The 25,837-nt window shown below is 68.7% G+C and carries 36 protein-coding genes and 1 pseudogene; 7 read left to right on the top strand and 30 right to left on the bottom strand.

The genetic code is table 11. From position 1 onward, the window contains the following. Positions 1 to 390, top strand: a pseudogene (locus QM624_RS00405) (hypothetical protein); the annotation flags it as partial. 28 nt (positions 391 to 418) lie between these two features. Here the strand turns inward: QM624_RS00405 and QM624_RS00400 are convergent. From QM624_RS00400 to QM624_RS00390, 3 genes are all read right to left on the bottom strand, one after another. After that, on the bottom strand, positions 419 to 790 hold the full coding sequence (locus QM624_RS00400) for a DUF3040 domain-containing protein (protein ID WP_415088086.1): 372 nt from the start codon (positions 788 to 790) through the stop codon (positions 419 to 421). 97 nt (positions 791 to 887) lie between these two features. Then, positions 888 to 2,102 (bottom strand): DNA polymerase IV, encoded by a 1,215-nt coding sequence (dinB, locus tag QM624_RS00395; protein ID WP_415088085.1) that lies wholly within the window; start codon positions 2,100 to 2,102, stop codon positions 888 to 890. Continuing rightward, on the bottom strand, positions 2,099 to 2,509 hold the full coding sequence (locus QM624_RS00390; RefSeq protein ID WP_415088084.1) for an SAV_6107 family HEPN domain-containing protein: 411 nt from the start codon (positions 2,507 to 2,509) through the stop codon (positions 2,099 to 2,101). The genes dinB and QM624_RS00390 overlap by 4 nt, the downstream gene beginning before the upstream one ends. Before the next feature lie 271 nt (positions 2,510 to 2,780). Here QM624_RS00390 and QM624_RS00385 point away from each other — a divergent pair, with 271 nt between their 5' ends. Together QM624_RS00385 and QM624_RS00380 are read left to right on the top strand one after the other, a co-directional pair. Then, positions 2,781 to 3,305, top strand: a complete 525-nt coding sequence (locus tag QM624_RS00385; RefSeq protein WP_415088083.1) for a DUF1697 domain-containing protein — start codon at positions 2,781 to 2,783, stop codon at positions 3,303 to 3,305. 31 nt (positions 3,306 to 3,336) lie between these two features. Beyond that, positions 3,337 to 4,668, top strand: coding sequence for an FAD-dependent oxidoreductase (locus tag QM624_RS00380; RefSeq protein WP_415088082.1), 1,332 nt, complete (start codon positions 3,337 to 3,339; stop codon positions 4,666 to 4,668). A 49-nt stretch (positions 4,669 to 4,717) separates the two neighbouring features. Here QM624_RS00380 and QM624_RS00375 read toward each other — a convergent pair whose 3' ends face one another. Genes QM624_RS00375 through QM624_RS00360 form a run of 4 tightly spaced genes read right to left on the bottom strand, consistent with a single transcriptional unit; the run spans position 4,718 to position 8,458 of the window. Beyond that, complete coding sequence (locus QM624_RS00375) at positions 4,718 to 5,089, bottom strand: DUF1707 SHOCT-like domain-containing protein (protein ID WP_415088081.1); 372 nt, start codon at positions 5,087 to 5,089, stop codon at positions 4,718 to 4,720. Positions 5,090 to 5,118: 29 nt separating this feature from the next. Then, positions 5,119 to 5,961 carry a transglutaminase family protein gene (locus QM624_RS00370; protein ID WP_415088080.1) on the bottom strand — a complete coding sequence of 281 codons (843 nt, stop codon included), beginning with the start codon at positions 5,959 to 5,961 and terminating at the stop codon, positions 5,119 to 5,121. Further along, complete coding sequence (locus QM624_RS00365; RefSeq protein ID WP_415088079.1) at positions 5,958 to 6,890, bottom strand: alpha-E domain-containing protein; 933 nt, start codon at positions 6,888 to 6,890, stop codon at positions 5,958 to 5,960. Before QM624_RS00365 ends, QM624_RS00370 begins: the two co-directional genes overlap by 4 nt. Continuing rightward, a complete protein-coding gene (locus QM624_RS00360; protein WP_415088078.1) occupies positions 6,884 to 8,458 on the bottom strand; it encodes a circularly permuted type 2 ATP-grasp protein in 1,575 nt (524 codons plus the stop codon). Before QM624_RS00360 ends, QM624_RS00365 begins: the two co-directional genes overlap by 7 nt. 179 nt (positions 8,459 to 8,637) lie before the next feature. Between QM624_RS00360 and ctlX the strand changes: the two genes are divergently transcribed. Further along, positions 8,638 to 9,570: a citrulline utilization hydrolase CtlX gene (gene ctlX, locus QM624_RS00355; RefSeq protein WP_415088077.1), complete on the top strand. Its 933-nt coding sequence runs from the start codon at positions 8,638 to 8,640 to the stop codon at positions 9,568 to 9,570. A gap of 104 nt (positions 9,571 to 9,674) precedes the next feature. Here ctlX and QM624_RS00350 read toward each other — a convergent pair whose 3' ends face one another. The 5 genes from QM624_RS00350 to QM624_RS00330 form a co-directional block, all read right to left on the bottom strand. Further along, complete coding sequence (locus QM624_RS00350; protein WP_415088076.1) at positions 9,675 to 10,544, bottom strand: polysaccharide deacetylase family protein; 870 nt, start codon at positions 10,542 to 10,544, stop codon at positions 9,675 to 9,677. After that, on the bottom strand, positions 10,541 to 11,305 hold the full coding sequence (locus QM624_RS00345; RefSeq protein ID WP_415088075.1) for a polysaccharide deacetylase family protein: 765 nt from the start codon (positions 11,303 to 11,305) through the stop codon (positions 10,541 to 10,543). The genes QM624_RS00350 and QM624_RS00345 overlap by 4 nt, the downstream gene beginning before the upstream one ends. Positions 11,306 to 11,376: 71 nt before the next feature. Next, positions 11,377 to 12,252, bottom strand: coding sequence for an ABC transporter substrate-binding protein (locus QM624_RS00340; protein ID WP_415088074.1), 876 nt, complete (start codon positions 12,250 to 12,252; stop codon positions 11,377 to 11,379). 28 nt (positions 12,253 to 12,280) lie between these two features. Further along, positions 12,281 to 13,081, bottom strand: a complete 801-nt coding sequence (locus QM624_RS00335) for an amino acid ABC transporter ATP-binding protein (RefSeq protein WP_415088073.1) — start codon at positions 13,079 to 13,081, stop codon at positions 12,281 to 12,283. Position 13,082: 1 nt separating this feature from the next. After that, on the bottom strand, positions 13,083 to 14,000 hold the full coding sequence (locus tag QM624_RS00330; protein WP_415088071.1) for an amino acid ABC transporter permease: 918 nt from the start codon (positions 13,998 to 14,000) through the stop codon (positions 13,083 to 13,085). 260 nt (positions 14,001 to 14,260) lie between these two features. Here QM624_RS00330 and QM624_RS00325 point away from each other — a divergent pair, with 260 nt between their 5' ends. The 3 genes from QM624_RS00325 (at position 14,261) to QM624_RS00315 (ending at position 16,092) form a co-directional block, all read left to right on the top strand. Next, positions 14,261 to 15,298 (top strand): LacI family DNA-binding transcriptional regulator, encoded by a 1,038-nt coding sequence (locus QM624_RS00325; protein WP_415088070.1) that lies wholly within the window; start codon positions 14,261 to 14,263, stop codon positions 15,296 to 15,298. A gap of 219 nt (positions 15,299 to 15,517) precedes the next feature. Continuing rightward, on the top strand, positions 15,518 to 15,766 hold the full coding sequence (locus tag QM624_RS00320; protein WP_415088069.1) for a hypothetical protein: 249 nt from the start codon (positions 15,518 to 15,520) through the stop codon (positions 15,764 to 15,766). Continuing rightward, positions 15,763 to 16,092 carry a type II toxin-antitoxin system PemK/MazF family toxin gene (locus QM624_RS00315; RefSeq protein WP_415088068.1) on the top strand — a complete coding sequence of 110 codons (330 nt, stop codon included), beginning with the start codon at positions 15,763 to 15,765 and terminating at the stop codon, positions 16,090 to 16,092. The genes QM624_RS00320 and QM624_RS00315 overlap by 4 nt, the downstream gene beginning before the upstream one ends. Before the next feature lie 36 nt (positions 16,093 to 16,128). On the opposite strand, the gene QM624_RS00310 is transcribed toward QM624_RS00315, so the two are convergent. The 18 genes from QM624_RS00310 to rplP all read right to left on the bottom strand — a co-directional run bounded on the left by QM624_RS00310 (position 16,129) and on the right by rplP (position 25,726). Then, on the bottom strand, positions 16,129 to 16,623 hold the full coding sequence (locus QM624_RS00310; RefSeq protein WP_415088067.1) for an SUKH-4 family immunity protein: 495 nt from the start codon (positions 16,621 to 16,623) through the stop codon (positions 16,129 to 16,131). Between the two features lie 119 nt (positions 16,624 to 16,742). Continuing rightward, a complete protein-coding gene (map, locus tag QM624_RS00305; protein ID WP_415088066.1) occupies positions 16,743 to 17,582 on the bottom strand; it encodes a type I methionyl aminopeptidase in 840 nt (279 codons plus the stop codon). A 3-nt stretch (positions 17,583 to 17,585) separates the two neighbouring features. After that, positions 17,586 to 18,161, bottom strand: coding sequence for an adenylate kinase (locus tag QM624_RS00300; RefSeq protein WP_415088065.1), 576 nt, complete (start codon positions 18,159 to 18,161; stop codon positions 17,586 to 17,588). A 22-nt stretch (positions 18,162 to 18,183) separates the two neighbouring features. After that, entirely contained in the window at positions 18,184 to 19,494 is a 1,311-nt protein-coding gene (gene secY / locus QM624_RS00295; protein ID WP_415088064.1) for a preprotein translocase subunit SecY, read from the bottom strand. Positions 19,495 to 19,645: 151 nt separating this feature from the next. Further along, positions 19,646 to 20,383, bottom strand: a complete 738-nt coding sequence (locus QM624_RS00290; RefSeq protein WP_415088063.1) for a FadR/GntR family transcriptional regulator — start codon at positions 20,381 to 20,383, stop codon at positions 19,646 to 19,648. A gap of 143 nt (positions 20,384 to 20,526) precedes the next feature. Further along, positions 20,527 to 20,970, bottom strand: a complete 444-nt coding sequence (gene rplO / locus QM624_RS00285; protein ID WP_415088062.1) for a 50S ribosomal protein L15 — start codon at positions 20,968 to 20,970, stop codon at positions 20,527 to 20,529. A 1-nt stretch (position 20,971) separates the two neighbouring features. Then, a complete protein-coding gene (gene rpmD / locus QM624_RS00280) occupies positions 20,972 to 21,154 on the bottom strand; it encodes a 50S ribosomal protein L30 (protein ID WP_298134285.1) in 183 nt (60 codons plus the stop codon). After that, entirely contained in the window at positions 21,154 to 21,759 is a 606-nt protein-coding gene (rpsE, locus tag QM624_RS00275; RefSeq protein WP_298134282.1) for a 30S ribosomal protein S5, read from the bottom strand. The genes rpmD and rpsE overlap by 1 nt, the downstream gene beginning before the upstream one ends. A gap of 22 nt (positions 21,760 to 21,781) precedes the next feature. Further along, positions 21,782 to 22,165: a 50S ribosomal protein L18 gene (gene rplR / locus QM624_RS00270; protein ID WP_415088061.1), complete on the bottom strand. Its 384-nt coding sequence runs from the start codon at positions 22,163 to 22,165 to the stop codon at positions 21,782 to 21,784. Further along, the gene (gene rplF / locus QM624_RS00265) at positions 22,165 to 22,707 is read right to left on the bottom strand and encodes a 50S ribosomal protein L6 (protein ID WP_298134278.1); all 543 of its coding nucleotides are present in this window, start codon (positions 22,705 to 22,707) and stop codon (positions 22,165 to 22,167) included. Before rplF ends, rplR begins: the two co-directional genes overlap by 1 nt. A gap of 15 nt (positions 22,708 to 22,722) precedes the next feature. Then, on the bottom strand, positions 22,723 to 23,130 hold the full coding sequence (gene rpsH, locus QM624_RS00260; protein ID WP_415088060.1) for a 30S ribosomal protein S8: 408 nt from the start codon (positions 23,128 to 23,130) through the stop codon (positions 22,723 to 22,725). A gap of 78 nt (positions 23,131 to 23,208) precedes the next feature. Further along, positions 23,209 to 23,394, bottom strand: coding sequence for a type Z 30S ribosomal protein S14 (locus tag QM624_RS00255; protein WP_298134273.1), 186 nt, complete (start codon positions 23,392 to 23,394; stop codon positions 23,209 to 23,211). A 5-nt stretch (positions 23,395 to 23,399) separates the two neighbouring features. Beyond that, on the bottom strand, positions 23,400 to 24,056 hold the full coding sequence (gene rplE / locus QM624_RS00250; protein ID WP_415088059.1) for a 50S ribosomal protein L5: 657 nt from the start codon (positions 24,054 to 24,056) through the stop codon (positions 23,400 to 23,402). Beyond that, positions 24,056 to 24,427 carry a 50S ribosomal protein L24 gene (rplX, locus tag QM624_RS00245; protein ID WP_415088058.1) on the bottom strand — a complete coding sequence of 124 codons (372 nt, stop codon included), beginning with the start codon at positions 24,425 to 24,427 and terminating at the stop codon, positions 24,056 to 24,058. Before rplX ends, rplE begins: the two co-directional genes overlap by 1 nt. 1 nt (position 24,428) lies before the next feature. Continuing rightward, complete coding sequence (rplN, locus tag QM624_RS00240; RefSeq protein ID WP_298130340.1) at positions 24,429 to 24,797, bottom strand: 50S ribosomal protein L14; 369 nt, start codon at positions 24,795 to 24,797, stop codon at positions 24,429 to 24,431. A 7-nt stretch (positions 24,798 to 24,804) separates the two neighbouring features. Further along, positions 24,805 to 25,071, bottom strand: coding sequence for a 30S ribosomal protein S17 (gene rpsQ, locus QM624_RS00235; protein ID WP_415088057.1), 267 nt, complete (start codon positions 25,069 to 25,071; stop codon positions 24,805 to 24,807). A 5-nt stretch (positions 25,072 to 25,076) separates the two neighbouring features. Then, positions 25,077 to 25,307 carry a 50S ribosomal protein L29 gene (rpmC, locus tag QM624_RS00230; RefSeq protein ID WP_298130337.1) on the bottom strand — a complete coding sequence of 77 codons (231 nt, stop codon included), beginning with the start codon at positions 25,305 to 25,307 and terminating at the stop codon, positions 25,077 to 25,079. Further along, positions 25,307 to 25,726 (bottom strand): 50S ribosomal protein L16, encoded by a 420-nt coding sequence (gene rplP, locus QM624_RS00225; RefSeq protein ID WP_298130335.1) that lies wholly within the window; start codon positions 25,724 to 25,726, stop codon positions 25,307 to 25,309. Before rplP ends, rpmC begins: the two co-directional genes overlap by 1 nt. Positions 25,727 to 25,837: the final 111 nt, after the last annotated feature.

The raw sequence follows: 25,837 nt of genomic DNA, 5'->3' as shown, positions 1-25,837 counted from the left end.
GCGGCGGCGGTCACGCCGACGCTGCTGCGCCGTCGGCGACGCACGCTGCGGTTGACGGCCCGGACGCCGCGGGCGGCGGTGACCGGCGCCTGGGACGAGATCAGGGACAGCGTCTGGGACGCCGGACGGCAATGGCCGGCCGGCTCACCGCGACAGATCGGCGCAGCGCTGGCCGACGGGTTGCCGCCCGACGCGGGTGCCGCGCTGCGGCGGGTGAGCCTGCAGGTCGAGCGGGCCCGCTACGCGGAGGACCTGGGCGAACTCGGCGAACTCGGCGCGGACGTCGCGGCGGTGCGCAGCGGCCTGGCTGCGGGCGTCAACCGTCCACGGAAGTGGGGGCGGGAACTGCTGCCACGATCGGTGTGGCGGCGCCTGCGCTGGCGCGGATAGCCGGAGCTGGGATAGCTGAACGGGAGGGTTACTGGCCCTCGTCCTGGCGACGGCGCCAGCGCTCTTCCATCTTGTCCATGAACGCCTTCTCGCCCTGCGGCGAGCGGCTGGACGGGTGCACGGCGGCGGTTTCGCCGACGTGGCGCCATGAGGTGATCGCGACGACGGTCGCGGCGAGCATGACGACGAAGCCGGCAATGCTCAGCGCCGGGCTCAATTGCATGCCACCGATCAGACACCCGATGCCGATCAGGAAACCGACGCCGGCCAACGCGGCTCGACGACGATGCAGCCGCCGGGTCGTGGTACCGCGCAGAGTACTGGCCAGCTTGGGATCTTCGGCCGCCAGAGCCTCCTCCAGCTGCGAGAGGAGTCGCTGTTCGTCCTCTGAGAGAGCCATGCCAACCTCCCTTCGGGTTCAATGGAGCACGCACGGCTGAGCCGCAAAGCAAGTCTAGGCTGGCGACCCACCAAACGGAACAAAGTTCGAAAACGGCTCACCCCGAAGGGGTGGTTTCCTTCACATCGCGCCGGGTCAGCACGGCACGCTCCAGGCAGCGGGCGCCGAATTTGGCACGGACCGCGTCCATCGCCAGCTCGGCCTCGCGCCAGCCCCGTTCCGGGTCACCCAGCGCAGGCTGGCAGTACGCCCGGCCGGCCTCGACCAGGCCCTGCACCCGGACGCCGACCCGGCGGACCCTGGCATCGGCTCGGCCGATCCGGCCGAACAGTGCGACCGCCTGGGCATGCAACTCATCGGTGCGGTCGGTGAGGCCGGTCAGCGTCGCCGAACGCGAGGTGGTGCGGAAGTCGGCGAACCGGATGGTGATGGTGAGCACCCGGCCGAGCACACCGGCCCGGCGCATCCGCCGGGCCACCGTGGCGCAGACCCGCAGCAGTTCGGCGCGCAGTTGCGCGGGGTCGGCGATGTCGTGGGCGAAGGTGTGCTGGCAGCCCACTCCGCGCTCACCGGGCCGGGCGATCACCCGGCGGGAGTCCCGCCCCCAGGCGAGTTCGGCCAGCAGTGCTCCCTGATGACGGCCGAAGGTGCGTTGCAGGGTGCCGACCGGGGTGCCCGCCAGGTCGGCGACTGACGTGATGCCGAGCCGATGCAGCCGGGTGGCGGTCGACTCACCGACACCCCAGATCCGCTCGATCGGAAGCGGATGCAGGAACGCGGCCTCACCGCCCGGCGGCACCTCGATCAGCCCGTCGGGCTTGGCCTGGGACGAGGCGACCTTGGCGACGAATTTGGTGCGGCCGATGCCGACCGAACAGGTGATGCCCTGCTCGTCGGCCACCAGCGCCCGCAGGTATTCGCCGAGCGCCCGCGCCGAACCGAAGGCCCGCAGGCTGCCGGTGACGTCGAGATAGGCCTCGTCGATGGAAGCCATCTCGACCTGCGCGGTGACCGATTCGAAGACCGCGCCGATGCCGGCCGACACCTCGGTGTAGGCGTCGAAGTCGGGCGGGACGGCCACCGCCTGCGGGCACAGCCGGCGGGCCCTGGCCGAGGGCATGCCGCCGACGACGCCGAACGCGCGTGCCTGGTAGTTGGCGCTCAGCACCACGCCGCGGTGTGCGCCGCCGACGTAGACCGGCAGCCCGGCCAACTCCGGACGGCGGCGTAGCTCGACCGAGGCGTAGAAGGCGTCCATGTCGACGTGCATGATCACCCGCGGATCGACCACCGGTGAGGCGGTGACGGTCACGACACGCCCTGCCGGGACACCGGCCGGGCCAGTCGGCGGGCCACCCGGTCGAGGAAGATGCCGACGTCGCGGAGCAGGTCATCGGCCTCGCGCACGCTGATCACGGCCACCGCCCCGGCTCGCACCGCCTCGCATTTCGGTGCCAGTGCGGCGAAGAAGCCGGCCCATTCGGCGTATTCCGGTGCGGTCCGGGCGAGCACCTGCCAGACGTTCTGCGGACGAGTCGACGCCCTGCCGACCGTGCGGCAGGCGAGCACCACGGCCGCCACCCGCAGTGCGGCCAGATGAGCCAGCAGGAACCGGTCGGACGGCCGCTCGGCGCATTCCGCCTCGGTCAGTGCCGCGGTCGCTGCCGCCAGCGCAGGGGCGGCGGGTCGAGAACCGTCACGCTCGTCGATCGCGCGCACGAATCCTCCTCTCGGTCACCACATCGCCCGGCCGAGAGGGAGCCGCGATCCCCGGTGCGGACGGGGGTCGAGGTCCGTCCGCACCAGGGAGTTGCGAGCCCTCCCCTGACTCATTATCGAACAACTGTTCGATGTGCTCCAGCATAACCCTCCGCTGCCGGAACACGTCAAGCCTGTCAGCCGGCACCGACAGAAATCCGGGCGTCGCACCAGCGCTGCTCGACGGAGGTTCTCCGGGGGCAGCACCGTCGGGCAGCACTAAGGTGACGCCATGAAGCGCATCCTGCTGATCAGGGCGGTCAACGTCGGCGGCACCGGCAAGCTGCCGATGGCGCAGTGGCGCGAACTCGCGGAGTCGCTGGGCGCCCGCGACGTGTCCACCTACATCGCCTCCGGCAACATGGTGTGCACCCCGCCCGACGACGACGAGGCGTTCGAGCGGGCACTGGAGCGTGCCGTGGAGGAGAAGTTCGGCTTCTTCCGCGAAGTGATCAGCCGATCCCGCGACGAGGTGATCGCCGCGCTGGAGGCGCATCCGTTCGAGATCATCGAGCCGAAGTACTCCTACATCAGCTTCCTCACCGCGGCACCGACCGCGGCGGCGATCGCCAAGGCCGGCAAGGTCGAGACCGGTGACGACCGCTGGGCGGTCCTCGGCCGCGAACTGCACCTGCGCTACGCGAACGGCGCCGGACGAGCACAGTTGAAGGACGCCGCACTGGGCCGCGCCCTGGCGGTGGCCGGCACCGCACGCAACCTCAACACCGTCCGCAAGCTGATCGAACTGGCGGCCTGATGCCGCTGGTAGCGGCGTCCGGGAGCCTGGCGTGAGCACGATCGGAGTGGTCGGCGGTTCTCTGGCCGGCATGGCAGCGGCGGCGCGGTTGGCGAAGGCCGGCCATCGGGTGCTGTTGTTCGAGGCCGGTGACCGGCTGGGCGGACGCTGGGCCGAGCCCGGTGCCCTGCCGCCGGTGTTCACCTTCCCGGCGCCGTGGCGTGACCTGTTCCGCAAGTCGGGACGTCCGTTCGATGCCGAACTGGCCCGCAGCGGGCACGCGCTGGTGCCGGCAGCGCCGGCCGTCCATCATTTCGCCGACGGGAGTTCGTTGGCACTGCCGGCCGACCGGGGCGACCAGTGGGCGGTGTTGAGCGAAGCCTGGGGCACGCCCGCGGCCGCTCGCTGGCGGGACCTGCTGGACGATCTCGACGAACGCTGGCAGCTGCTGCGCCGGCTCGGGCTCGAGGATGAGTTCACCGAGGCCGCGTTGACCCCGCGGCGCCGTCAGGCTCTCGGCCTGAACCACAGCGTGGCCCGGCTGGCCCGCCGCATCGGTCATCCGCAGGCGGCGGCCCTGCTGCGCTCAACGGCCTGGCGGATCGGGTCACGGCCGGAGCGAACCCCGGCGTTCGTCGCCGTCCGGCTGGCGCTGGAGCGCACCTTCGGCCGTTGGCAGCTCACCCGCGACGGTGCACCGGTGCCGTCCGCCGAGCTGATCGACCTGCTGACCGCACGCCTGGCGTTGCGCCGGGTCGAGGTGCACATCGGGGAGCCGGTGACCGCACTCGCCGAAGGCACCCTCACCACCACGTCCGGCACGGTCGAGGTCGACGCGATCGTCGCGACGGTCAACCCCTGGGAGTATCTGCGGCTGACCGGCGGCGAGCCGACGCTGCGTCGTCGCACCGCCTGGACCCGGCCCGCCCTGGCCCCTCGAATCACCGTGACGCCCACGCAGCCGGAGAGCGCCGAACAAGGATCCGGATCGGGCCGGGCTGATCAAGCCCGATCCGGATCCTTATCTGCTGCTGACGAGAGCCGCTCGGACGACCTGGTCACCGAACACGTCCACCACACCTCGACCGGGGTCAGAGTGGAGTACCGGCTTCCCGGCGGGCCCGGGCAGGTCATCGTCCACGACCACACCGCGGGCACGCCCGATCCGTCGTTCGGCACCCGCTGGACCTCGCCACGCAGCTGGCTACGGCAGCCCCCGCTGCGCCCGGAGACCCCGACGGTCACGCTGGCCGGCGCGTCCAGCCGGGGCGGCAACGATCCGTGGGCGCAGCTGCTGTCGGCGGCGCTAGCCACCTACGTCACCCATGAGAACCTCACCGGTGCCGACATCCGGCCGACCAACAAGGCGGTCAAGGTCCGCTGACACCGCTGGTTCGAGCTTGTCGAGACCGGCGCCGACGGGTCGGCGTCGATCAGAGCAGGAGCAGCACCAGGAGCAGGATCGCCACGGCGATGCCGGTGCCGAGACCGGCGGCCATCATGATCGCGCCCCGGTTGCCGGCGCTCTTGGCCGGTACCAGCTCACCGGGCGCCACACTCCCCTGCTCGATCACCGACGGCACCGCGAAGGTGTCCTTGGCGGGCAGCGCAGAGACCACGTCCGCGACATCGCCCAGGGTGCGGGCGGCGAACACCCGGTCGAGCATCGCCCGGTAGTCGTCGGTGTCGATCGCGCCGCGGGCGAACTCCTCGTTCAGCCGTCCGGCCAGTTCCTCGCGCTCGTCGTCGGTCAGCGGATCCAGCGGCCGCGAACGGTACTTCGACGAGATCGGCAGGTTGTCCACCCACCCAGGCTAGCCGGACGGCGCACCGCTCAGGCGAGCACCGTCATCTCGACCTCGACGTACATCTCCGATTCGGCGGCGCCGGAGTAGATGCCGCGCAGCGGCGGCACGTCGGAGTAGTCGCGTCCGATGCCGACCTCGACGTGGAATTCGCCGGGTGCCGAATCGTTGGTCGGGTCCAGGCCCACCCAGGCGCCGTCCCAGTACTGCAGCCAGGCATGCGATTCGGCCTTGCGGGCCTCGCCCAGCACCGGGTCGGCGGCCGGCATCAGGTAACCCGACACGTAGCGTGCCGGGATGCCGACGCTGCGCAGCGCACCGAGCGCGACGTGCACCATGTCCTGGCAGACCCCCGCCCGGGCCTTCCAGACGTCGCGTGAACTGGTCCGAACATGGGTGACGCCGGGCACGTAGTCCACCCGCTCGCGGATCGTGGCCGCGACGGCGGCAACCGTCTCAGCGGGGCCGGCGTCACGCGCCACCCCGGCGGCGAAGTTGCGCAACTCGGAGCCCGGGTCGATGTGGTCGGTGAGGGTCAGCATCTCGACCATCCGGTCCTCGAGCCCCGGATCGCGCAGCTCGTCCCAGCTGGCCCCGGGCGCCTGCTCCTCGGACCGGGTCACCTCGACGGTGGCGGTCGAGGTCACCCCGAGCCGGGAGTGCCGCTCGCGGATCTCGAACGAGGTCACCTTGGTGCCCCAGTAGTCGCGGTAGCTGAGCACCCACGGCGTCGGCTGAATGTCGATGCGGGACGACAGCACCCACTGCTCGCGGCTGGCCCGCGGGGTCATCCTGACCTCGTTGTGCGACCCCAGCACCGGCTCGCGGTAGGCGTAGCCGGTGTGATGGACGATCCGGATCTGCCTGGTCACTGTTCGCCTCCCCGCCACACAGCGGCTGTGGCGCCCTCGAAATACCGTTGGCTGATCGCCGTGCTGGCCTGGTTGCACACCCATTGCAGGTCGGCCATCCGGCTGGGCAGGTCGTGCAGCACCTCACCCGGTGGCCGGTACTCCAACTCGGCCCGGGCGGTGCCGAGCAGTCGCTGGGCGGCGTCCTCGATGCCGGCCCGCCGTTCGGTCTGGCCGAGATCGGCCAGCGCGTCCTCGGCTGCGGTCAGGGTGAACACCAGCGAGCGCGGGAACAGCCGGTCGAGCAGCAGGAACTCGGCGGCGTCCCGGTCGGTGGTGACGCCGCCGTAGGTGCGCAGGAAGGCGTGATGCGCGCCGCAGCCGCGGAGCAGGTTGTTCCAGGCGCTCTGCGAGCCCGACGTCAGGGACGCCGACTGGATCAGCCGGGCGGTCATGTCGGCCCGCTCGATGGAGCGGCCGAGCACCAGGAACCGCCAGCCCTCGTCGTGGCTCATCGTCGAATCGGCGGTGCCGGAGATGACCGCGCAGCGCTCCCGGATCAGCTTGAACGCGGTGGCCGGACGCATCCGCTGCAGCCGTCCGCCGCGCACCGAGTTCCAGGTGGTGTTGATCGCCTCCCACATCTCGGTCGAGACGGTCTCGCGGGCGCGGCGGGCCGACTCCCGGGCGCCACCCAGCGCGGCCGCCACGGACGCCGGCGAGGCCGCGTCGTAGCAGAGCGCGGTCAGCACGTACTGGGCGTCGGCGGTGCTGCCCTCCGGTGGCGGGCAACCCATCACCTCCAACAGCGACTGGCCGGCGGCGTCCTGGTCGACGCTCGGGTCGTCGAGCAGCAACTGCAAGTGCACGTCGACGATCCGGCAGGTGTATTCGGCCCGCTCCAGGTAGCGGCCGATCCAGAACAGCGACTCGGCGATCCGGCTCAGCATGACGCCTCCGTTCCGCGGCCCTGCTGTTGCTGCTGTTCCTGTTGCTGCTGGACGCCTTCCTCACCGATGTCGACGCGCGGCACGCCGATCGGCGCCGACTTGGGCCTCGACCGTTTCCGTTGCGCCCGGACGCCGTCGCGGGCCAGCACCCAGGTGTCCTTGGAGCCGCCGCCCTGGGACGAGTTCACGATCAGTTCGCCCTCCGGCAGCGCGACCCGGGTGAGGCCGCCGGGCAGCACGTAGATGCTGCTGCCGTTGTTCACCGCGAACGGACGCAGATCGACGTGCCGGGGCCGCATCGAGCCGTCGATCATGGTCGGCACCGTGGACAGCTGCACCACCGGCTGGGCGATCCAGCCGCGCGGGTTGGCCAGCACCGCGGAGCGCAGCTTGTCCAGCTTGCGTTGGCTGGCCACCGGCCCGATCACGATGCCCTTGCCGCCGGAGCCGTCCACCGGCTTCAGCACCAACTCGTCCAGCCGGTCCAGCACCTCCTCGCGGGAGTCCGGATCCTCCATCCGCCAGGTGTCGACGCCGGGAATGACCGGCTCCTCGTTCAGGTAGTAGCGGATCAGGTCGGGCACGTAGGTGTAGACCAGCTTGTCGTCGGCGACGCCGTTGCCGACGAAGTTGGCCAGCGTCACGTTGCCGGCCCGGACGGCGTTGATCAGACCCGCGCAGCCCAGCATCGAGTCGGCCCGGAACGTCGCCGGGTCGAGGAACTCGTCGTCGAGCCGGCGGTAGATGACGTGCACCGGACGCAGCCCCTGGGTGGTGCGCACCCGGACCCGTCCGGCCTGGCAGACCAGGTCACGGCCCTCGACCAGCTCGACGCCCATCATCCGGGCCAGCAGCGCATGCTCGAAGTAGGCGGAGTTGTAGACACCGGGGGTGAGCACCACCACGTTCGGGTCGGAGATGCCGTTCGGTGCGGCGGCCCGCAATGCCGCCAGCAGCTGCAGCGGGTACTGCTCGACCGGACGGATCCGGTGCCGGCTGGTCACCTCGGGCAGCGCCGAGAACATCGCCCGCCGGTTGGTCATCACGTACGACACCCCGGACGGCACCCGCACGTTGTCCTCGAGCACCCGGAAGGTGCCCTCGTTGTCGCGGATCAGGTCGATGCCCGAGACGTGCACCCGGACGCCGTTGGGCGGCACGATGCCGTGCATCACCCGGTGGAAGTGGGGCGAACTGGCCACCACCCGGCGCGGGATCACCCCGTCGTCGAAGACCTTGCCGTCGCTGTACACGTCGGCCAGGAACGCCTCCAGCGCCTTCACCCGCTGGGCGACCCCGGCCTCGACCACCGCCCACTCGTCGGCGAGCAGGATCCGCGGCACGATGTCGAGCGGGAAGGGTCGTTCCTCGCCGCCGATGTCGAAGGTGACTCCCTGGTCGAGGTAGGTGCTCTTCAGGTAGTCGGCTCGCGAGCGGACCTCGTCCGCCTCCAGCTTGCCGAGCTGGCGCAGGGCGGACGAATACGCCGTCCGCACGCTCCCGTCGCCGGCGATCATCTCGTCGAAAGCCGGCCCCGATGCCTGGTAATCCGAGAACAGTGCGCTCACGGGGCTCAGAGTATTGCCGAAATGTTTCGCGGCGGTATCACTCACGCTTTGTGTCCCGCCGAGTCGGGTACCGTGCTCTCACGTCCCGGGTGCGTTCAGGCAGTCCGCACCGGCCGACTCAGCGACGCTGGTCCGAGGCCGGACCGTGCCCCTCAGACAGCCGGATCAGAAGGGTTTCGATGAATTTCCGCAATGTCCAGGCCCCGACTGCCGTGGTGATGGTGCGTCCGCACCGCTTCCGGGTCAACCCGCAGACGCTGGCCGACAACGCGTTCCAGACGCTGCCCACCGGCGAGCTGGCCTCCGACGCGATCGCCGCCGCGGCCAGGCAGGAGTTCGACGCCGCCGTCGACCAGCTCTGCGCGGCCGGCGTCACCGTTCACGTCTTCGACGACTTCGGCCAGCTGGACACCCCGGATTCGGTCTTCCCGAACAACTGGTTCTCCACCCACCACGGCGGACGGATCGCGATCTACCCGATGTACGCGCCGAACCGGCGCCGGGAACGCCGGGCCGACGTGATCGAGTTGCTGAAGAGCACCTACCGCGTTCAGGAGGTGATCGACTACTCGGGCTTGGAGTACGACGACCTGTTCCTGGAGGGCACCGGGGCGATGGTGCTCGACCATGCCGAACGGCTGGCCTACGTGGCCAACTCGCACCGCGCCGACCCGGTCATCCTGGAGCGGTTCTGCACCGCGTTCGGCTACGAGCCGATGGCCTTCCCCACCGCCGGCCCGGACGGCCGCGCCGTCTACCACACCAACGTGATGATGGGCATCGCGTCGGAGTACGTGCTGATCTGCCTGGACGCGATCAGCGAACCGAAGCGGCGCGACCAGGTGGCCGGGCGGCTCGCCGACAGCGGACGCGCGGTGCTGGAACTGAGCTTCGACCAGGTCGCGGACTTCGCCGGCAACACCATCGAGCTGACCGGGACCAACGGACGGGTGCTGGCACTGTCGGCGCGCGCCGCCGGGGCACTCACCGACGCGCAGCGTGCGGTCATCGAGGAATCCGCGACGTTGCTGCCGCTGGACATCCCCACCATCGAGCGGGCCGGCGGGTCGGTGCGCTGCATGATCGCCGGGGTGCACCTCACCCCACGCTGAAGAATGAGACCGTTGGTTGAGCGTGTCGAAACCCTCACCACCGTTGGTTGAGCTTGTCGAAACCACTTACCGGCGTGCCCGCGGTCAGATCCCGACAGGCTCGATCAACGAGGTTCAGTCACGTAGCGCTCGAAGACGGCGATCGGATGATCGGCGGGCAGCGGGCCGGCCGGGTTGTTTGCGAGCCACCAGCGGGCGATCTCGTCGCCGGTCGCCACCCAGCTGTCAACGATCAGATCGAGCAGATCACCCAGCATCGCGGCCCGCGACGGCGTCCCGATCAGTTCGGGGTGCAGATCGAGGACGAACAGCAGACCCTCCGCCCGGTGTGCGGAGAACTCGATCGACCAGTTCGCGAAGACGTCGCCGACCGGCGCGATCCGCGGACTACCGGCCGGGAGAGCCGGATCCAGGTTGAAGGCGAAGTAGGCGGCGTCGTCCAGTTCATGGTGATGCGGCAACTCGACCAGTCCGCAGGGCAGCGTGATCGGCAGGTCGTCGCCCCGCAGCTGCGACGACCAGGTGAAGCCGTCGGCGCGCAGCAGGTCCGCCAGCGCGGGGTGGGCGTCCCCACGCCCGGGCCGGAAACCGACGGCGCGGACGCCGTGCTGCTGCTCGATCCGCTCGCGAGCCTCGACCACGCACCGATGCTGGTCCGCCAGGCTGAGCGTGCCGAAGTCCTCCAGGGCGAGCCCGCTGGTGGCGATCTCGTGCCCGGCGGCGATCACTTCGGCGGTCAACCGGGAGTGCGTCTCCGCGTTGCGGGCCTGCAGGAACCAGCTGGAGCGCAGGCCACGTTCGGCGAGAACGGTGAGCAGCCGCTCCGCCCCTCGGTTCGTTCCGTAGCGCCCCACCGACAGCGACTTCTGCCGGGTCACCGCGGACGGGTCGGCGGCCAGAATGCCCAGCTCGCCCTCCAGCGCGACCGTGATCAGGCAGGCGACGCGGGCACCGGACGGCCAACGGTCACTCATCGGGCGGCGAACTCCGCAGTACGCGCCCAGTCGGCGATCTCGGCGAGGGTGGCGAACCAGGGGTCGGCCGCCCGCAGGGCACCGAGCCACTCGGCGAGCAGCTGCGCGGGACCGGGACGGCCGACGAATTTGGGGTGGAAGATCGTCACCAGACAACCGCCGGCCGCGTGATAGCCGCTCGCCTCCCGCCGCCAGCTGTCCAGCGTGGCCGGATAGGACGCGATCCGCGCCCCACCCGAGGGCCAGTCGGGGTCGCGGGTATAGGCCAGGCTGGCGTAGTCGTCGAGTTCGGAGCGGGCCGGGATCTCGATCAGGTCGGCATCGGCGTGACGGTACGGACGATCGTCGTCGCGCATCGAACTCGAGTAGCTGAAGCCCAGTTCGGCCAGCAGTTGCGGCGTGCCCGGCGTCCAGTCGCCGGACGGCGTGCGAAAACCGACCGCCCGGCTGCCGAGTTCTGCGGAGAAGATCGCCTGACTACGCTCGATGATGGCCCGCTGCCCGGCCAGGTCGTGGTCGGCGAACCGCTCGTGTTGATAGCCGTGATGGGCCACCTCGTGGCCGGCGTCGATCAGCCGCCGGCACTGCACCGGCCAGTGTTCCACCACCCAGGCCGGGACGAAGAAGGTCGCCGGCAGCGGGTCGAGAAGGCGCAGCAGCCGATCCACCCCGCGCCACACCCCGTAGCACTTCTGGCTGAAGTAGGCCGGCCGCCGACGCAGCGAGCCGTCCAGCATCGAGTCGCCGGTGGGGCCGTCCAAGTCGAAGGCAAGACCAACCGCGCTGGTCCGATCATCGGGCCAGCGCGGTTGGGACGTGGGTGAGGATGAACTCACTTGGTGCCGTTGATCACCGGCGTCAGCTTGTATTCCTCCAAGCCCCATTTGGCCAGGATCTTGTCGTACTCGCCGTTGGCCTGGATGTCCTGGAACGCCTTCAGCAGCGCATTCGCGAGCTGCATGTCGTCCTTCATCACGATGGCGCCGAACGGGGTGCCGGGCAGCGGATCGAGGACGACCTTGTACTTGCCCTTCTCGGTGAACTTGTCGAGGTAGGCGATGCCCTCGCCGCCCTGCACGGCCAGGTCGGCCCGACCCTGCTCGATCTGCAACCTGGCTGCGGCGCCCGAGTCGGTGCTGAGCCGCTCGATGGCCGGTTTGCCGGCACTCTCACAGACCTTCTTGCTGACGTCGGCGACCTGGTCGTAGTAGTCGGTCTTGGAGCTGACCGCAACGGTCTTGCCGCAGATGGTGTCCTCACCGGTGTACCCGCCGGCCTTGTCGGTCAGCGCATAGAACCTGCCCTGCGAGTTCAGGTAGTCGACGAAGGTGGCGCTCTTCTGTCGTTCGACGGTGTCCGAAATACCCGACATCACGGTGTCGACCCGACCGGTCGCCACCGAGTTGATCAGCTGATCGAACGGGGTCTCGACCAGTTCGACCTTGACCCCGAGCTGCTTGGCGACCGCATTCGCCAGATCGATGTCGGCGCCGATCGTCTCGTTGGCGTTGTCCGGATTCTTGAACGCCATCGGCGCGTACGCGGGCGACGTCCCAACCTTGAGCGTGCCGCTCTGCGCGATCGCCGGCGGCAGGCCACCGGCCGACGCGTCGGCGCTCGGTGTGGTCTGCGCAGGGACGCAGCCGGACAGGGTGAGCACGGCCAGCGCCGCTCCGGCCGCGACGGTGCGGCCCTTTATCTTGATCATGGTGGCTCCTCTTATGGAAAACGTGGGTTCACAGGATGCGGGACAGGAATGCCTGGGTCCGCGGGTGTTGCGGATTCACCAGCACCTCCTCGGGCGGCCCGAGTTCGACGATCTCACCGTCGGCCATGAACGCGACCCGATCGGCGACATCCTTGGCGAAGCCGATCTCGTGGGTCACCACGATCATGGTCATGCCGGAATCGCCCAGATCGCGCATGACCTGCAGCACCTCGCCCACCAATTCCGGGTCGAGCGCCGAGGTCGGCTCGTCGAACAGCATCAGCTCGGGGTTCATCGCCAGCGCACGCGCGATCGCCACCCGCTGCTGCTGGCCGCCCGACATCTGCCGCGGGTACTGATTGCCGCGATCGCCGAGCCCCACCTTCTCGAGCAAATCCTGGGCTGCCTGCTTCGCCTCGGCGGGCTTGCGCCTCTGCACCTGGACCGGGCCCTCGATGATGTTCTCGATCGCCGTCATATGCGGAAACAGGTTCCAGCGCTGAAACACCATGCCGATCGACCGGCGCTGGCGGGCCGCCTCTTTGTCGGACATCTCGTGCAGCTTGGTGCCCACCTGGCGGTAGCCGATCACTTCCTCGCCCACCCAGATTCGTCCGGCGGAGACCGTTTCTAGATGGTTGATGCAGCGCAGCAGCGTGCTCTTGCCGGAGCCGGAGGCCCCGAGCAGCACCACCACCTCGCCCCGGTTGATCACCAGATCGATGCCGTTCAGCACGTGCAGGGGACCGAAATTCTTGTGCACCCCTTCGATCCGCACCAGTGGCTCCCCCACCGGCACCTGGGACGCGTCCAAAGCCTCTGCGGTCATCTCAGCTCCTCTTGCCCGTGAAGACGGCCCGCAACTTCTGCAGCGGTGTGGGTGGCAGCGCCCGGCTGGACGCACCCTTGGCGAACGCTCGCTCCAAGTAGAACTGCCCGATCGACATCACCGTCGTCGCCGCCAGGTACCAGATCGCGCAGACGATCAGCAGTTCCATGATCTTGCTGTTCACGTAATACACGTGCTGCGCCTGCGAGAGGATCTCGGTCACGCCGATGGCCGAAGCCAGCGAGGTGGTCTTCACCATCGAGATGACCTCGTTGCCGATCGGCGGAATGACCACCCGCATGGCCTGGGGCAGCACGATCCGGCGCATCAGGTGGATGCGGGTCATGCCGATCGCGCTGGCCGCCTCGGTCTGCCCTTCGTCGACCGAGAGGATGCCGGAGCGAATCACCTCGGACGTGTAGGCACCCTGGTTCAGCCCGAGCGCGATGACGGCCGCGACGAACGGTGTCACCACGTTGATGGTCTTCACGATTCCCATGCCCGGGACGAAAAGCACCGGGAAGATCAGCGCGATGTTGAACCACATCAGCAACTGCAGATACACCGGGGTGCCCCGGAAAACCCAGATGTACAGATACGCGACACTCGAAGTGACCGGATTCTTTGACATCCGCATGATCGCGGTGATCACGCCGATCACCAGACCCAGTGCCATCGAGATCACGGTCAGCACCAAGGCGACCAGGATGCCCTCGATCATCACCGGCACGGTCAGGTATTCGGCGACGATCGACCAATCGATCTTGGCATTCGCCATCGCCAGACCGAGCCAGACCAGGAACGCGACGACCAGCACCGCACCCACCCAACGACCGATGTGACGACGTGGGACGACGGTGAGCTCGTCGGCCGCGATGGCCGCCTCGGGTGGTGCCGTACTGGCCGGACCTGTGCTCATGAGTCGTCCCTTCATCGCCGTCGAATCCTCGGTATTTCGGCCGGTCAAGCCCCCTGACGTGCACAACTGCGGGGCGATACTCTCATGTCTCGGCCGATCCCGGCGTTCGCCGTCACGCTAACAGGACACCGGTATCTCAGGCTAGAGATGGACACATTCAAACAATCCCGCAACGAGGCCGAAACAAAGGACGACCGATGGCGGATCTGGCGCCAGAGCCGGCGAGGACACGGTCCCGACGCGCTCCCACCTTGCAGCAGGTGGCGGATGCGGCCGGAGTCTCCCGCTCGACCGCCGCCCGCAGCCTGGGAAACTACGGCACCGTCGACCCCGCCCTGCGTGCGCGCGTGCTCCAGGTGGCCCGCACATTGGGCTACCGGCGCAACGCGCTCGCCAGCAGCGTCAGCTCGGGCCGGTCCTGCACGATCGGGGTGGTGATCTCGGACGTCGAAGATCCACACTTCGCCCGCGCCGTGCGGGGGATCATCGATGCGGCCCGCGACCGCGGCTTCGATGTCATTCTGGCCAACACCGACGAGAAGCTCCAGGCCGAACGTGCCGCGGTCAAAGTCTTCCTGGACAAGCGGGTGGACGGCTTCATCGTCAGCCCGTCGTCCGGAATGATCTCCACCCATCTGGACGAGATCCTGCAGATGCCCCGGCCCCTGGTGCTGATCGACCGGTTCCTGCCCGCACCCGACAGCGACTGGGTGGGCGCCGACGACTACGCCTCGACCTGCGCCGTGATCGAGCGGCTGGCCGGCGAGGGCCACCGCCGGATCGACCTGGTGGCAGCGACCTCGCGTTCCGTGGACGAGATCGAACAGGGCATCAGTCAGCCGATCTCTCCGATCGCGCAACGCATCCAGGCACTCCGGGACGCCACCGCCGCGCTCGGCGTCCGCTACCGGCTGCACACCGGGGCGATGTCGCGCGACTCGACCCGCCAGGTCGTCCGGGCCGCGCTGGACGCCCCGGATCCGCCCACCGCGCTGCTGGCCTCCTACAGCGAGATCGCGCTGACCGCCTTTCAGGAGTTGCAGCAGCGCGGACTGTCGGTGCCCGGGGACCTGTCCTTGGTCAGCCTCGACGACGCCCAATGGATGACGGTCAGTTCACCCGCGATCTCCGCCGTGCAGCGGCCGTCCTACGAGATGGGGGTCCGCGCGGCCGAGGTGCTGCTGGCCCGGCTGGCCGGCGACGGCCCCACCGGACGGCGACACACGCTGCCCAACCTGATCATCGATCGCGAGTCGATCGGAGCCCCCCGTGCGACGGCCGAGTCGTCCAACCCGTAGCGGGCGACGCCGGGCCTACGCCGCCGGCTATGCCGCCCAGCCGATGGACGCCGACCACCGATCGCGCGATCGAGCACTGATGACAGGTTCCGTCACTGCTTTCGTGAAATATCCCGAAAGCAGTACGCACATCGCGAAAGCTGTGGTCGATCGCGCGATCGGACGAGCCCGGCCGGCAGGGCTGAACCCGTCGTACCATTGTCGTGGCACAATCGTGGCATGACGCGACAACGGATCAGCACCACAGTGGACGCCGATCTGCTCGCCCGGGCGCGAGCGCTCGATCTCTCCGGTACCGACGCGAGCATGATCGAGCGCGCGCTGCGGGCGCTTCTGGCCGATGTCCGGGCGGGCGAGATCGACCAGGCCTACGCCGCCGGCTATGCCGCCCAGCCGATGGACACTCCTGACGAGTGGGGCGATCTGGCTAGCTTCGGCACCGCCATCCGCTCGCGCGCTCCTCGATGAGCCCTCCCGAATGGGGCGAAGTCTGGTGGTGCGAGCACCCCGAGATCGGACGCCGTCCCGTCGTGGTGCTCTCCCGAACGGCGGCCATCGCGTCGCGCGGGCTGGCCATGATCGCACCCTGCACGACGACGATCCGCGGCCTGCCCAGCGAGGTTCGACTCGAGCCCGGGGAGGATCCGGCCCCCCGTCCGTGCGTGGTCAACCTCGACTCCGTGGAACAGGTGCCGGTCGGCCTGCTCACCCAGCGGCTCGGACGGCTGGCCGGCGACCGCATGCACGCGGTCTGCGACGCCCTGGCGATCGCCGTGAACTGCGCGGAACGCTGAACCAGGAAGAACCTTCCCTGAACCGGTCCGGCGGTCCTACAGCAGCCCGTCGCTCAGCTGTTCGAAGATGAGCGCCCACCAGTCGTCAGGGTCGGCGAAGGCCGACGAGTCGATCCGTAGCAGCTCCTGTCTGAGGGTCGCCACCGACCGATCGATCGTGTCGTCATCAAGCTGCGGAAAGGTGGCCAGGGTGCTGGCGGCACGGAACAGGAACTCGGCGAAGGAGGCGAGGTCGGCGTTGACGCGGCGGACCGGACCGCCGTCCTCCCGGACCGAGACCACCTCGCCGTCCGGCGGACGGACGCAGATCCTCGATCCGAAATCGGTGCCGAACTGGATGGCTCCCGCTTCCGGTCCCGAGAAGACCGGGCGGAGCGGCCCGGCTGCGAACAAGGGCTCGGCCGCGTCCGGCAGACCCACCTGCACGAGGACGCCGGCAGCACGGCCGATCAGACCCAGGTCCCGCACCAGCCCCGCCGGCCACCTGACCGGGTCGCCCCACACCCGCGCCGCATCCGTGGGGTCGGTCATCGCGGCCCCGGCAGCCTGCCGGCGTCCGCGGACACCACGATCTGGGCGTAGAGCAACCGGCGACCACCATCGGCGAGCGTCGCCGCCACCTGGCGCCAGCGCTTCGACCCGGTCACGGCTCAGTCGGCCAGCGGGCCGAACTTCGCGCCCAGCGCGGCCAGTTCGGCTTCGCCGCCGTCTTCGGCGGTCAGCACCCACAGGCCGTGCTTGGTCACCGTCATGGTGTGCTCCCAGTGGCAGGCGCGGGAGCCGTCCCGGCTGACCACCGTCCAGCCGTCGTCCAGGGTGGCGGTGCCTTCGCCGCCGAGGGTGAGCATCGGCTCGACCGCCAGGCAGATGCCCTCGGTCAGCAGCGGGCCGCGGCCGCGGCGTCCGTGATTGGGGACGTCGGGGGCCTGGTGCATCTGCGAACCGATGCCGTGCCCGGTGAACTCGCGGATGATGCCGTATCGCTCCGGACGGCGGCTGCGCACATAGCCTTCGACGGCCGCCGAGATGTCGCCCACCCTGCCACCGATACGGGCGGCGGCGATGCCGCGCCACATCGACTCCCGGGTGACGTCGCTGAGCCGCTGGTCGTCGGGCCGGGCCCGACCGATGCTGAAGCTGATCGCCGAATCGCCGTGCCAGCCGTCGACGATCGCACCGAAGTCCACCGACACCAGGTCGCCCTCGGCCAGCACCCGCGAGCCCGGGATGCCGTGCACGATCTCGTCGTTGACCGAGATGCAGGTCACCGCGGGGAACGGCGGGATGCCCCAGCCGCCCCCGTAGTTCAGGAACGACGACGTCGCCCCCGCACGGGCGAGTTCGTCGCGGGCCAGCGCGTCCAACTCAGCGGTGGTGACTCCCGCGGTCGCCGCGTCGCGCAGCGCCGCCAGGGTGCGGCCGACCACCAGCCCGGCGCGCCGCATGACGCGTACCTGCTCGGGGGTTTTGACCTCGATGCCGCCTGCCACGGATCAGTGACCGAGCCTCTCGGACAGTGCGGCCAGCACCCGGGCGGAAACCTCTTCGACGGTGCCCATGCCGTCGACCTCGATCAGCAGGCCGCGCTCGCCGTAGACCTCCAGCAGCGGGTCGGTCTGGTCGTGGTAGACCTCCATCCGGTTCCGGATGGTCTCTTCGTTGTCGTCGGGACGGCCCTCGATCTCGGCGCGCTTCAGCATCCGCTGGATGATCGCCTCCTCGTCGGCGGTCAGCGAGATCACCGCGTCGAGGTGGAAGCCGTGGGCCTCCAGCTCCTTGTCGAGCGCCTTCACCTGGCCCACCGTCCGCGGGAAGCCGTCGAGCAGCCAGCCGCCCTTGGCGTCCTCTTCTTCGAGGCGCTGGATGACGATCTGCAGGGTGAGCCGATCGGGAACGTAGCCGCCCTCGGAGATGATCCGCTTGATCCGCTCGCCCAGCGGCGTCCGGTTCGTGATGGCCAACCGGAAGATGTTCCCGGTCGAGATGGCCGGAATGTTGTAGTGCTCGCCGATGATGGCGGCCTGGGTGCCTTTACCGGCACCCGGGGGGCCCATGATCAACAATCGCATTGCGTCCTGCCTCACCGTTGAGCTATCTGAGGAATCCTTCGTAGTTGCGCTGCTGCAGCTGGCTCTCGATCTGCTTGACCGTGTCCAACCCAACGCCGACAACGATCAGAATGCTAGTGCCACCGAAGGGGAAATCGTTCTGCGCGTTGAAAAAGATGAACGCGATGGATGGGATCAGCGAGATCAGGCCCAGGTAGAGCGAGCCGGGAGCGGTCAGCCGCGACAGCACGAACGCCAGGTAGTCCTCGGTCGGCTTGCCGGCCCGGATGCCGGGAATGAAGCCGCCGTACTTCTTCATGTTGTCGGCGACCTCGACCGGGTCGAAGGTGATCGCCACGTAGAAGTAGGTGAACGCGATGATCATCACGAAGAAGATCGTGTTGTACCAGAGCCCGTTGGACTGGACGAGGTGGGTCTGGATCCACCCCGAGACCGGACTGTCCGGCTGGAACTGCGAATACAGCACCGGCAGGTAGAGCATCGACGAGGCGAAGATGACCGGGATGACGCCGGCCTGGTTGACCTTCAGCGGAATGTAGGTGGTGGTGCCGCCGAACAGCCTGCGACCCACCATCCGTTTGGCGTACTGGACCGGGATGCGGCGTTGCGCCTGCTCCATATAGACGACGCCGAGCATCACCAACAGGCCCACCGCCATCACCGCCGAGAACGCCAGCCAGCCGGCGGCGCCTTCGCGGCTCTCCTTGATCGACCACAGCGAGGCCGGGAACTGGGCGGCGATCTGGGTGAAGATCAGGATCGACATGCCGTTGCCGATGCCGCGTTCGGTGACCAGCTCGCCCATCCACATGATCAGGCCGGTGCCCGCGGTCATCGTCATCACCATCACGATGATCGCGAAGATGCCCTTGTCGTAGACCAGGTCACGGGTGCAGCCCTGGAACAGCTGGCCGTTCACGGCGAGGGTGACGAACGCGGTGGCGTTCAGCACGGCCAGCACCAGGGTCAGGTAGCGGGTGTACTGGGTGATCTTGGCGGTGCCGGAGGCGCCTTCCTTCTTCAGCGCCTCCAACCGCGGGATCACCACGGTGAGCAGCTGCAGGATGATGCTCGCGGTGATGTAGGGCATCACGCCCAGCGCGAAGATGGCCAGCTGCAGCAGCGCCCCGCCCGAGAACAGGTTGATCATCGAGTAGAGCCCGGCGTTGGCGCCCGAGGCCGCCTCGACCCGGCACGCGTTCACATTCACCAGGTTCACGTTCGGCGTCGGGATCACGGAGCCGAGCCGGAAGACCGCGAGGATACCGAGGGTGAACAGGATCTTGCGGCGCAGGTCTGGCGTCCTCAGCGCGTTGACGAAGGCCGACAGCATCCGACCAGTACTCCTCTACCCTTGATCAGCGCGCGCGAGAACCGCGCGCAACCCGGCAAACTCTACCAAGTTCCGCAGCCCCGCCCGGACCGAGCCGGAAACGGACATCCGAGGCGCTCGCCGAACGCCGTGGTTCGGCGCCGAAGCGGCACTAGACGGACCAGTGATCCGAGCTCGGCGGCTCGGCGATCGAGGGCCGCTCCCCCACCCGGGCGGTCATCCCGGCCAGGCCCTGGGCCACCTGGGCGCGGGACGCGATCCGGGCGGTCTCGCCGTCCCCGGCAGCCACCGCGGCGGCGATCCGGCGGTAGCGCTCCGCCCAGACCAGGCCGGGTTCCGGTGACTGCGGGCCGTCCAGTCGTTCGACCAGCCGCACCACGCCGGAGAAGCCGGCGAACAGCTCGTTGGCGGTGGCCCGGAGCAGCAGCATGTGGAAGGCCAGTTCGGCCTCGGCGAGCTCGTCGGTGCGTTCCGGACGCCGGCTGCGGCGGACGATCTCGTCGGCCAGCTCGATCAGCCGATCGCGCTGCTCGACGGTGGCGTTGCGGGCGGCCAGTTCAGCGGCCATCGGCTGCAGCGCCGCACGCAGTTCGGTGACGTCGAGCAGCACCCGGTCGTGTTCCTCGCCGCGCAGCCGCCAGCCGACCACCAGCGGGTCGAGCACGTTCCAGCTCGACCGGGGGCGGATGGTGATGCCCACCCGGCGCCGGGAACGCACCATGCCCAGCGATTCCAGGATCCGCATGATCTCGCGGGCGACCGTCCGGGAGACGGTGAACCGTTGCTCCAGGTCGGCCAGGGTCAGCACCGAACCGACCGGGCGGGCGCCGTCCACGATCTCCTGCCCGATCGCGTCCAGGGCAGCGTGGTGCAGGTGAGCGGAGGTCATGGCAGGGATGTTCCCTTTCGATCCCGGTCAGGATAGCGGGCAGCGACCACCGCGCCGGACGCGGTGTCACCGCGCGATTGGCGGGGCACACAGCACGAGGGCGGGACGACCGAACGTCGTCCCGCCCTCGCGATCAGATCAGCTCAGAGCTGGGTGGCGGTGCCCCCGGCAGCCTCGATCTTGGTCTTGGCCGAAGCGGAGAACGCGTGCGCGCTCACCTGCAGGGCGACGGAGAGTTCCCCGTTGCCGAGCACCTTGACCAGGTTGCCGTCGCGGACGGCACCAGCTGCGATTAGATCGGCCACGCCGACCTCACCACCGTTGGGGAACAGCTCGCCGAGCTTGGCGACGTTCACCACCTGGTACTCGACCCGGAACGGGTTCTTGAAGCCGCGCAGCTTGGGCAGCCGCATGTGCAGCGGCATCTGCCCGCCCTCGAAGTTCTGCGGCACGTTCTTACGCGCCCCGGTGCCCTTGGTGCCACGGCCGGCGGTCTTGCCGCCCTTGCCGCCCTCACCACGACCCACCCGGGTCTTCTCGGTCTTGGCACCCGGAGCCGGGCGCAAGTGATGCAACTTCAGCGGCATGTCAGTCGACCTCCTCGACGGTGACCAGGTGCGAGATCGACTTGGCCATGCCCACGAGCTCGGGACGGGCCTCGATCACCACCGAGTCACCGATCCGCTTGAGACCGAGCGAACGCAGGGTCTCGCGCTGGTTCTGCTTGCGACCCACGCCGGACTTGACCTGGGTCACCTTGATCTTGCTCATCAGTGCTTCGCCTCCTCACGGGCGCGCAGCAGCGCGGCCGGGGCGACGTCCGCCACCGGCAGGCCACGACGCTTGGCGACCTGCTCGGGCTCTTCCAGGCTCTTCAGCGCGGCAACGGTGGCGTGCACCACGTTGATCGCGTTGTCCGAGCCCAGCGACTTGGCGAGCACGTCGTGCACACCGGCGCACTCGAGCACGGCGCGCGCCGAGCCGCCGGCGATGACGCCGGTACCCGGGGAAGCCGGACGCAGCATGACCACACCGGCGGCCTTCTCGCCCTGCACCGGGTGCGGGATGGTGCCCTGGATGCGGGGCACCCGGAAGAACGCCTTCTTGGCCTCTTCCACACCCTTGGCGATCGCGGCCGGAACCTCACGGGCCTTGCCGTAACCGACACCCACGGTGCCGTCGCCGTCGCCCACCACGACCAGCGCGGTGAAGCTGAACCGGCGGCCACCCTGGACGACCTTGGCCACCCGGTTGATCGCCACTACCCGCTCGAGGTAGTTGCTCTTGTCCTTATCGGCGTTGTTGCCCCGACGGTCCTCGCGGCCACGACGCTCGCCACCAGCGGCACCGCCTCCGCGGCGCTGGTTTCCATTCATCGTTGTTGTCCTTTCGAGTCCGTCAGAATCCCAGGCCGGCTTCACGGGCGCTGTCGGCCAGCGCCGCGATCCGTCCGTGGTACTTGTTGCCGGCGCGGTCGAAGACCACCGTGGTGACACCCGCGGCCTTGGCGCGGTCGGCTATCAGTGCACCGACCTTCTTGGCCACCTCGGTCTTGTCGCCCTTCGCCTTGCGGACGTCGGCCTCCATCGAGGACGCCGAGGCCAGCGTGCTGCCCGCGGTGTCGTCGATCACCTGGACGAACAGGTGCCGAGCCGAGCGGGTGACGACCAGCCGCGGACGCTCCGGGCTGCCGGCGATCTTCTTGCGGCCCCGGACCTGCCGGCGCAGCCGCGCCGCGACCCGGTCGGCCGTCGCCTTGTTGTTCGACAGCGAGATAGCCATCACTTACCAGCCTTTCCAACCTTGCGGCGAACCCGCTCGCCGGCGTAGCGCACGCCCTTGCCCTTGTAGGGCTCCGGCTTGCGGATCTTGCGGATGTTCGCCGCAACCTCGCCGACGGCCTGCTTGTCGATGCCGTAGACGGTGAACGCCGTCGGCTTCTCGACCGAGAAGGTGATGCCCGCGGGGGCGTTCACCACGACCGGATGGCTGAAACCGAGGTTGAACTCGAGCTGGGTCGGGCCCTTCGCGATGACGCGGTAGCCGACGCCCACGATCTCGAGCTTCTTCTCGTAGCCGGCGGTCACACCGGTGACCATGTTGGCCACCAGGGTCCGGGTCAGTCCATGCAGCGAGCGGCTGATCCGCTCGTCGTCCGGACGGGTCACCTCGAGCTCACCGGCATCGTTGCGACCGATCTTGATCGGCTCGGCCACGGTGTGGGTGAGGGAACCCTTGGGGCCCTTCACCTCGACCTGCTGGCCGTCCAGTTTCACCTCCACGCCCGCCGGGACGGCGATCGGGAGCCTGCCAATTCGCGACATGTCAGTACTCCTCTCTCACCACACGTAGGCGAGCACTTCGCCGCCCACGGACTTGGCGTTCGCCTCGGCGTCGGTGAGCAGGCCCTGGGAGGTCGAGATGATCGCGATCCCCAGGCCGCCCAGCACCTTCGGCAGCTCGTTGGACTTGGCGTAGACCCGCAGGCCGGGCTTGCTGATCCGGCGGACACCGGCGATCGAGCGCTCCCGGTTGGAGCCGTACTTCAGGGTGACGGTCAGCGTCTTGCCGACCTCGCCGGCCGCCGGCTCCTTGACCTCGAAGCCACTGATGTAGCCCTGGGCCTTCAGGATCTCGGCGATGCCGACCTTGATCTTGCTGTGCGGCATCGACGTCGAGTCGTGGTATGCCTGGTTGGCGTTGCGCAGACGCGTCAGCATGTCTGCGATCGGGTCAGTCATGGTCATGACTTGTTTCTTCTTTCTCGGACGGTTTCAGGACGCCGTTTCCCAGGCGCCTGACCTGTTCGGGTGGAGGTGATCAACTCACCAGCTGGATTTGGTCACACCGGGGAGCTGACCGGCGTGCGCCAGTTCCCGCAGGCAGACCCGGCACAGGCCGAACTTGCGGTAGACGGCCTTGGGCCGGCCGCACTTGCTGCACCGGGTGTAGGCGCGGACGCCGAACTTCGGCTTGCGGGCCTGCTTGACCTTCAGCGCTGTCTTGGCCATCTACGTCACTTCCTCTTCAGGGACTTCTTCTGGGCGCTCTTGGAAGCACCCTGCGGACGCCGCTTCTTGGCGACGGCCTTCTTCGGATCGTTCTCCGGGGCCTTGAACGGGAAGCCCAGGTGCTTCAGCAGCGCCCGGCCCTCGTCGTCGTTGGTCGCGGTGGTGACGAAGGTGATGTCCATGCCGCGCACGCGGTCGATCCGGTCCTGATCGATCTCGTGGAACATGACCTGCTCGGTCAGACCGAAGGTGTAGTTGCCCTTGCCGTCGAACTGCCGGGCGGACAGCCCGCGGAAGTCACGGATACGGGGCAGCGCCAGGGTGAGCAGCCGGTCGGCGAACTCCCACATCCGGTCGCCGCGCAGGGTCACGTGGCAACCGATCGGCATGCCTTCGCGCAGCTTGAACTGCGCGATCGACTTGCGGGCCTTGGTCACCGACGGCTTCTGCCCGGTGATCTGGGTGAGGTCGCGCACGGCGCCGTCGATCACCTTGGAGTCGCGGGCCGCGTCGCCGACACCCATGTTGACCACGATCTTGGTCAGCCCGGGGATCTGCATCACGTTGGCGTACTCGAACTCTTTGTGCAGAGCCGGCGCGATCTCCTCGCGGTACTTCTGCTTCAGCCGCGGCAGAGTCTTTTCTGCGGTGGTCGCGGTCATCAGATTTCCTTCCCGGTCTTGCGGGCGACCCGGACGCTCCGGTGAGCGGAGTACTCGGTGCCGTCCGGACGCCGCTTGGTGACCTCGCGACGCTCGTAACCGACGCGGGTCACGACCTCCTTGCCGTCCACCTTCACGACCAACTGCACGTTGGAGGCGTCGATGGGGGCCTCGGTGGTGATGATCCCGCCCTTGTCATTGCCGCCCTGCTGGGAGCGATCCGGGGTGTGCTTCTTGACGACGTTCACACCCTCGACGATCACCCGACCCTGCTCGGGCAGCACCTCGATGATGTCGCCGACCAGACCCTTGTCCTTGCCGGCGATGACCTTGACCCGGTCACCCTTCTTCACATGCAACGAGTTCGCCATGTCACAGCACCTCCGGCGCCAGCGAGATGATGCGCATGTAGCGCTTCTCGCGCAGCTCACGGCCGACCGGTCCGAAGATGCGGGTGCCACGGGGCTCCCCGTCGCCCTTCAGGATCACGGCGGCATTCTCATCGAACTTGATGTAGGAGCCGTCGGGACGACGGGTCTCCTTCACCGTACGGACGATGACGGCCTTGACCACCTCGCCCTTCTTCACGTTTCCGCCCGGGATGGCGTCCTTGACCGTGGCGACGATCTTGTCGCCCAGGCCCGCGTAGCGACGCTTGGAGCCACCGAGCACCCGGATGCAGAGGAGTTCCTTCGCACCGGTGTTGTCCGCGACCTTCAGTCGCGTCTCCTGCTGGATCATTCCTGCCTCACTTGGCCTTCTCGAGGATCTCGATCAGACGCCAGCGCTTCGTCGCTGAGGTCGGACGAGTCTCCATCACTCGGACGCGGTCCCCGACGCCGGCATCGTTCGCCTCGTCGTGGGCCTTCAGCCGTTCGGTCTTGGTCATCACCTTGCCGTACAGCGGATGCTTGACCCGCTGCTCGATGGCGACCACGACGGTCTTGTCCATCTTGTCGGACACCACGACGCCCTCACGGACCTTGCGGGCGCCTTCGCGCTTGCTCTCACTCATTGCTCTCACTTGTCCTGATCGGGATCGGGAACGATGCCGAGGTTGCGCTCCTGCAGCACGGTGTAGACCCGCGCGATGTCCTTGCGGACCTCACGGAGCCGTCCGTGCGACTCGAGCTGACCGGTGGCGGCGGCGAACCGGAGGTTGAACAACTCCTCCTTGAACTCCTTGACCTTGGCGTTGAGCTCGTCGCGGCTGAGGCCGCGCAGGTCGGCAGCGGTGCTGGTCTTCGCCATCAGATCTCACCTGCTTCCCGCTTGATGAACCGTGCCTTGAACGGCAGCTTGTGGATCGCCAGGCGCATGGCCTCGCGGGCCACGTCCTCGGCGACGCCGGACAGCTCGAAGAGCACCCGGCCCGGCTTGATGTTGGCGACCCACCACTCCGGAGAGCCCTTGCCGGAACCCATCCGGGTCTCGGCCGGCTTCTTGGTCAGCGGACGGTCGGGGTAGACGTTGATCCACACCTTGCCGCCACGCTTGATGTGGCGCGTCATCGCGATACGGGCGCTCTCGATCTGACGGTTGGTCAGGTACGAGGACTCCAGGGCCTGGATGCCGTAATCGCCGAACGCCAGTTTGGTACCGCCCTTGGCGGCGCCATCCCGCCGGGGATGGTGCTGCTTGCGGTGCTTGACCCTACGGGGAATCAACATTGCTCAGGCTCCTGCGTTCTCGGTGACAGCCTCGGCCGCGGGGGCCTCGGCAGCCTCGGCGCGACGGCGTCCGCCACGCTCGGGACGGCCGCCCCGGTCGTCGCGACGCGG

The sequence above is a fragment of the Micropruina sp. genome, from assembly GCF_047606365.1.
Taxonomy (GTDB): domain Bacteria; phylum Actinomycetota; class Actinomycetes; order Propionibacteriales; family Propionibacteriaceae; genus Micropruina.
This window is presented reverse-complemented; position numbering and strand designations above follow the sequence as displayed.